The 6,119-nt window shown below is 71.1% G+C and carries 5 protein-coding genes; 2 read left to right on the top strand and 3 right to left on the bottom strand.

The features are described from left to right. Positions 1-268 precede the first annotated feature (268 nt). Positions 269-2,971 (top strand): pyruvate, phosphate dikinase, encoded by a 2,703-nt coding sequence (ppdK, locus tag ACIG5F_RS19410; RefSeq protein ID WP_396519185.1) that lies wholly within the window; start codon positions 269-271, stop codon positions 2,969-2,971. Here ppdK and ACIG5F_RS19405 read toward each other — a convergent pair. Further along, entirely contained in the window at positions 2,968-4,089 is a 1,122-nt protein-coding gene (locus tag ACIG5F_RS19405) for a YbfB/YjiJ family MFS transporter (RefSeq protein WP_396519183.1), read from the bottom strand. The genes ppdK and ACIG5F_RS19405 overlap by 4 nt on opposite strands. After that, positions 4,083-4,379 (bottom strand): muconolactone Delta-isomerase family protein, encoded by a 297-nt coding sequence (locus ACIG5F_RS19400; RefSeq protein ID WP_396519181.1) that lies wholly within the window; start codon positions 4,377-4,379, stop codon positions 4,083-4,085. The genes ACIG5F_RS19405 and ACIG5F_RS19400 overlap by 7 nt, the downstream gene beginning before the upstream one ends. An 84-nt stretch (positions 4,380-4,463) precedes the next feature. On the opposite strand from ACIG5F_RS19400, the gene ACIG5F_RS19395 reads away from it, so the two are divergent. Then, positions 4,464-5,366 carry a LysR family transcriptional regulator gene (locus ACIG5F_RS19395; RefSeq protein WP_396519179.1) on the top strand — a complete coding sequence of 301 codons (903 nt, stop codon included), beginning with the start codon at positions 4,464-4,466 and terminating at the stop codon, positions 5,364-5,366. Between the two features lie 41 nt (positions 5,367-5,407). Here ACIG5F_RS19395 and ACIG5F_RS19390 read toward each other — a convergent pair whose 3' ends face one another. Next, positions 5,408-5,938, bottom strand: a complete 531-nt coding sequence (locus ACIG5F_RS19390; protein ID WP_396519177.1) for an RICIN domain-containing protein — start codon at positions 5,936-5,938, stop codon at positions 5,408-5,410. Between the last annotated feature and the right edge of the window lie 181 nt (positions 5,939-6,119).

The raw sequence follows: 6,119 nt of genomic DNA, 5'->3' as shown, positions 1-6,119 counted from the left end.
CATCTACGTCCACACCACCACCGGCCTCCTCCAGGCCACCGGCAACGCCGGCCACCCCGGCACCGCCTTCGGCCCCTGGACCACAATCTGACCGACGTGTTATCGGAAACACGTTTCGCGGAACACGTGTTGGGAATGGCCGCGAACTGTATCGAGAACTGAACCGATTTGGATCGCAAACGGGTGTTAGCGCGGCCACCTGCGATTGCGGGGGTGCCTCCCCGGTCCAACACTGGATGATCTGTCGTCCAGCCGAGGAGGCCCCGCCGTGCCCAAGTTCGTCTACGCCTTCGCCGAAGCCAACAAGGACATGAAGGACCTGCTCGGCGGCAAGGGGGCGAATCTGGGCGAGATGACGCGGCTGGGCCTGCCGGTGCCGCCCGGATTCACCATCACCACCGAGGCCTGCCTGGGCTATCTGGCCGATCGGGAGTTTCCCGACGGGCTGGCCGACGAGGTCTCCGAACAGCTGGCCAAGCTCGAACAGAACATGGGCAAGACGCTCGGCGACGCGAACGACCCGCTGCTGGTGTCGGTGCGCAGCGGCGCGAAGTTCTCCATGCCGGGCATGATGGAAACGGTCCTGAACGTGGGCCTGAACGACGAGTCGGTGCACGGGCTGGCCGCGCAGGCCGGCAACGAGCGGTTCGCCTACGACTCGTACCGCCGGCTGATCCAGATGTTCGGCAAGACGGTGCTGGGCATCGACGGCGAGCACTTCGAGGACGCCATCGAGGCCGCGAAACAGGCCAAGGGCGTCAAGAACGACGTGGAGTTGGACGCCGGCGACCTGCGGGAGCTGGTCGAGGTCTACAAGAAGGTCGTCCACGAGCACGCCGGCCGGGACTTCCCGCAGCAGCCCCGCGAGCAGATGGACCTGGCCGTGCGGGCGGTCTTCGACTCGTGGAACACCGAGCGCGCGGTGATCTACCGCCGCCAGGAGCGCATCCCGTCGGACCTGGGCACCGCGGTCAACATCGTGGCGATGGTGTTCGGCAACATGGGCGACGACTCCGGCACCGGCGTGGCCTTCACCCGTGACCCGGCCAGCGGCGCGCAGGGCATCTACGGCGACTACCTCCAGAACGCCCAGGGCGAGGACGTGGTCGCCGGCATCCGCAACACCGTGCCGCTGCGCGACCTGGAGACCATCGACAAGCGCTCCTACGACGAGCTGCTCCAGATCATGCAGACGCTGGAGGAGCACTACCGCGACCTGTGCGACATCGAGTTCACCATCGAGCGCGGCAAGCTGTGGATGCTCCAGACCCGGGTCGGCAAGCGCACCGCCGCGGCCGCCTTCCGGATCGCCACCCAGCTGGTGGACCAGGGCCTGATCGACATGACCGAGGCGCTGGCCCGGGTCACCGGCGCGCAGCTGGCCCAGCTGATGTTCCCGCGCTTCGACGAGAAGGCCGACCGCCGCAAGATCGGCCAGGGCATGAACGCCTCGCCCGGCGCGGCGGTGGGCAAGGTGGTGTTCGACTCCTACACGGCGGTCAAGTGGTCGCGGTCGGGCGAGAAGGTCATCCTGGTCCGCCGCGAGACCAACCCCGACGACCTCAACGGCATGATCGCCGCCAACGGCATCCTGACCAGCCGCGGCGGCAAGACCTCGCACGCGGCGGTGGTGGCCCGCGGCATGGGCAAGACCTGCGTCTGCGGCGCGGAGGAGCTCGACGTCAACACCAAGGAGCGGGTGCTGCGCGCCCCGCACGGCGTCACCGTGCACGAGGGCGACGTGATCTCCATCGACGGCGCGACCGGCGAGGTGTTCCTGGGCGAGGTGCCGGTGGTGGACTCGCCGGTGGTGCGGTACTTCGAGGGCGAGATCGACCCGGACGCCGAGGAGGCCGACGACCTGGTGCGGGCCGTGCACCGGCTGATGGGCCACGCCGACGGCGTGCGGCGGATGGCCGTGCGCACCAACGCCGACACCCCGGAGGACGCCGCCCGGGCCCGGCGGTTCGGCGCGCAGGGCATCGGCCTGTGCCGGACCGAGCACATGTTCCTGGGCGAGCGCCGGGCCCTGGTCGAGCGGCTGATCCTGGCCGACACCGACGAGGAGCGGGAGCGCCAGCTCGGCGAGCTGCTGCCGTTGCAGCGCAACGACTTCATCGAGCTGCTGGAGGCCATGGACGGCCTGCCGGTCACGATCCGGCTGCTCGACCCGCCGCTGCACGAGTTCCTGCCCGACATCACCGAGCTGTCGGTGCGGGTCGCGGTGGCCGAGTCCCGCGGCGAGAACCGGGAGAACGACCTGCGGCTGTTGCAGGCCGTGCACCGGCTGCACGAGCAGAACCCGATGCTGGGCCTGCGCGGCGTGCGGCTCGGCGTGGTCATTCCCGGCCTGTTCCAGATGCAGGCCCGGGCCATCCTGGAGGCGGCCGCGCACCGGATCAAGGCCGGCGGCGTGCCGCGGGTGGAGATCATGGTGCCGCTGGTGGCCAACGTGCAGGAGTTCGAGACGGTCAAGCAGGACATCATCCAGGTGGCCCGCGAGGTCCGCGAGGCCGAGACCACGCACCTGGAGTTCCTCATCGGCACCATGATCGAGCTGCCCCGGGCCGCCCTGACCGCCGACCAGATCGCCGAGGCGGCCGAGTTCTTCTCCTTCGGCACCAACGACCTCACCCAGACCACGTGGGGCTTCTCCCGCGACGACGTGGAGGCGGCGTTCTTCTCGGCGTACCTGGAGAAGGGCATCTTCGGCATCAGCCCGTTCGAGTCGATCGACCGGGACGGCGTCGGCGAGCTGGTGCGGATCGCCTCGGAGAAGGGCCGGGCCCAGCGGCCGGGCCTGAAGCTGGGCGTGTGCGGCGAGCACGGCGGCGACCCCGACAGCGTGCAGTTCTTCAACGAGGTCGGCCTGGACTACGTGTCGTGCTCGCCGTTCCGGGTGCCGGTGGCCCGGCTGGAGGCCGGCCGCGCGACCTCGGCCCGTCGTAGCAACGGAAACGGCTCCCGCTAGCGCTTGGCCAGCACGCCGGCCGCCGCGGCCGCGGCCACCAGGACCGCGGCGGCCAACACCAGCGCCGGCTGGTATCCGTTGTGCAGCAACGGGGCTGCCGCCAGCGGGCCGATGATCTGGCCGGCCGAGTAGCCGGCGGTCAGCAGCGCCACCGAGCGTGGGAAGCGCAGCTCGGCGCCGGTGGCCAGGGACAGCGTGGCGATGCCGATGAAGGTGCCGCCGAACAGCACGGCGGCCACCAGCGCACCGGCCACGTTGTCCAGAAGTGCCGGCAGGGCAACGCCGATCGCCTGCACCAGCAGGGCAACGACCAGCAGCCACGGCCGCGACCAGCGCCGCCCCAGCCACGCCCACAGGGCGGCCGACGGGGTGGCGGCGAGCCCGACGATCACCCACGCGCCGCTGCCGAGCCAGCCGGGCGAGGTCTGGTCGATGGCGGCGACCAGGAACGTGCCGGCGATGATGTAGCCGACGCCTTCCAGGCTGTAGCTGGTGAACAGCGCTGCGAACTGCCGGGTCGAGCCGCTTACGATGTCCACAGTGGACTGAATTTCCGGCTCGGGATGCATGCCCCAGGCCGGGATCGCGAACAATGCGGCCAGTGCCGCGCTCGACCACCACGCCGTCGACCAGTCGCCGACCGCGCGCAGCACCAGCACCACAACGCCGGAAAGCGCGATGCCGCCGCCGATCCCGCCGAACGCCCAGCCCGGCAGGTGCGCGGGATGCTCGCGGAGGTGGTGCAGGGCCGAGCCGACGGCGGCGACGAACGTCACCGCGCTGGCGAGGCCGGCGATGAACCTGAGCAGGATCCACAGGATCACGTTGTGGGTCAACGGCATCGCCGCCAGCGTGACGACGATGGCCACCAGCGAGGCCCGGGCCGCGGCCGGCCGGCGGACCACCGGCAGCGCCCCGGCGAGGGCCCCGACCAGGTAGCCGACGTAGTTCGAGGTCGCCAACGCCGCCCCGCCCTGGGCCGACAGGCCGGCCTGCGCGGTCATCAGCGGCAGGATCGGCGTGTAGACGAACCGTCCGATGCCCATGCTGGTGGCCAGCGCCGCCGCCGACCGCCCGACGTGCAGCCAGGGCGTGCGCGGCGGGGCGATGGTCACCACTGGTTCAGCACGGGGTCGTTCGGGTGCGACTCCAGCTCCACGATCTCCGGGCTCATCCACGGCCACAGCGGCAGCGTGCCCAGCACGTTGTCCAGCAGGTCCTGCCGGTCCTCGGCCCGCCAGATCCCGATGCTGCGCTTCTCCCCGGCCGGCCGCCAGATCCGGTACAGGCGGCCCGTGGCCGCGAGCTCCTTGGCCCGCTCGTGCTCGGCCGCGCGGCGACGGTCGACCTCGGCCGGGTCGGTGCCGTCCGGAATGGTGGTGGTGATGGTGACGACGAAGTCCTTCATGCCCCCAATCCTGGGCCCGGGGCTGCGGCGACGCCACGACCGGCTGACTCGCCTGTGATAGGCCTGGCCTCTTAGGATCGGTTCGTGGAGCTACGGCAGCTGAGGTACTTCGTCGCGGTCGCCGACGAGCTGCACTTCGGGCGGGCGGCCGAGCGGCTGCTGATCGCCGGGCCGTCGCTGTCGCAGCAGATCAAGGCGCTGGAACGGGATCTCGGGGTGGCGCTGTTCGACCGCAACCGCCGGGGCGTGACTCTGACCTCGGCCGGGGCCGAGCTGCTGCCGCCGACCAGGGCGCTGCTGGCGCGGGCCGACGACCTCAAGCGGCGGGCCGGGCGGCTGGCCGGCACCGAGCAGGTGCGGCTCGGCTACGTGAACTGGCGGCCGGTCGACCTGCGGGCGCGGGCGGCGGCGGTGGCGGAGCTGATCGTCGACACCTGGGTCGTGCCCTCGCACGCGCAGGCGGCCCGGGTCGCCGAGGGCAGTCTGGACCTGGCCATCTGCTGGGTGCGCAAGCAGGACCTGACCCGTCACGGCCTCGCCTCGCGGCTGCTCGGGGTGGACCGCCTGCACGCCGTCGGCATCGGCGAGGACGAGCGGCCGGTGCGGGCGGCGGACGTGCTCGTGCCGGTCGACGACGACCAGACCTCGTGGTCCTCGTGGAACGTCTACGCGGAGGACTTCGCCCGCCACACCGGGGCGAAGATCGTGCGGATCTCCGACGGCGGCATCACCGGCGAGGCGTTCGTGGACCACGTGCGGCGGCTGCGGCGGCCGGTGCTCAACTCGCCCAAGGGACAGGAGGTTTTGCTGCCGCCGGATCTGGTGCGGCGGCCGATCGTCGACCCGACGCCGCTGTGGACCTGGTCGCTGGTGTGGCGCCGGGACGAGGTGCGGCGGGTCGTGTTCGACACGGTGGAGGCCGTGGTGCGGGGCGTGGAGTCCGAAGTGGACGGTTGGCTGCCCGAGGACGACCCTTACCGGGCCTAGCATCGCGGGCCGGCCGCGCGGGGGCGCGACCGGCCCTCCGGTCATAGGCCGATGCTGTTCCAGTACTGCTTCCACCCGCCGACGCAGTCCGACTGGGCCAGCAGCAGGCCGTTGTCGGTGTTCCAGCCCGGCAGCTCCACGCACTTGCCGCTGTGGGCGTTCACCAGCCACGCCGATCCGCTGGCGTTGGGGAACGGGTTCGTGACGAACCGCCACTGCTGCCAGGCGTCGGCCGCGAAGCAGGACTGCGTCACCAGCAGCGCGCCCGCGAAGTCGGCGTGGCCGTCGACGCTCAGGCACTTGCCGGTGCGCTTGCTGACGAACGAGGTGGTGCCGTTGGTCTGCAACACCGGCGACCACTGCTGGTTGGACACGTTGTCCTTGCACGACCACTGCTGGACGTGCGGGGTGGTGCTGTCGGCCTCCTGATCACGCAGGTCCATGCACTTGCCGCTCCATTTGCTGACGAACTGGTACCAGTCCGTGTCGGCGCTGGCCGGGGTCGCGGTCAGCGCCATCACCAGTCCGGGAACGACGATCGCCACCACACCCAGTCGTCCTGGTCGAGACACCCACATGATCCTTTCCTCAGGGACGGCGGGATTCGCCGCCCGGCCGAAGACTGCCAAGGCCCGCCGGCGGCCACCATGCGCAGAACTGCGTAGAGAGCCAGGGGCGGGGGAGCGGTCGGCCGGAAGCGCACGCGGCTGTCGAGCCGAACGCGGCCACCCGATCGGGCGAGTGCCGGATCCC

This window comes from Kutzneria sp. NPDC052558 (assembly GCF_044547355.1).
In the GTDB taxonomy this organism is placed as follows: domain Bacteria; phylum Actinomycetota; class Actinomycetes; order Mycobacteriales; family Pseudonocardiaceae; genus Kutzneria.
This window is presented reverse-complemented; position numbering and strand designations above follow the sequence as displayed.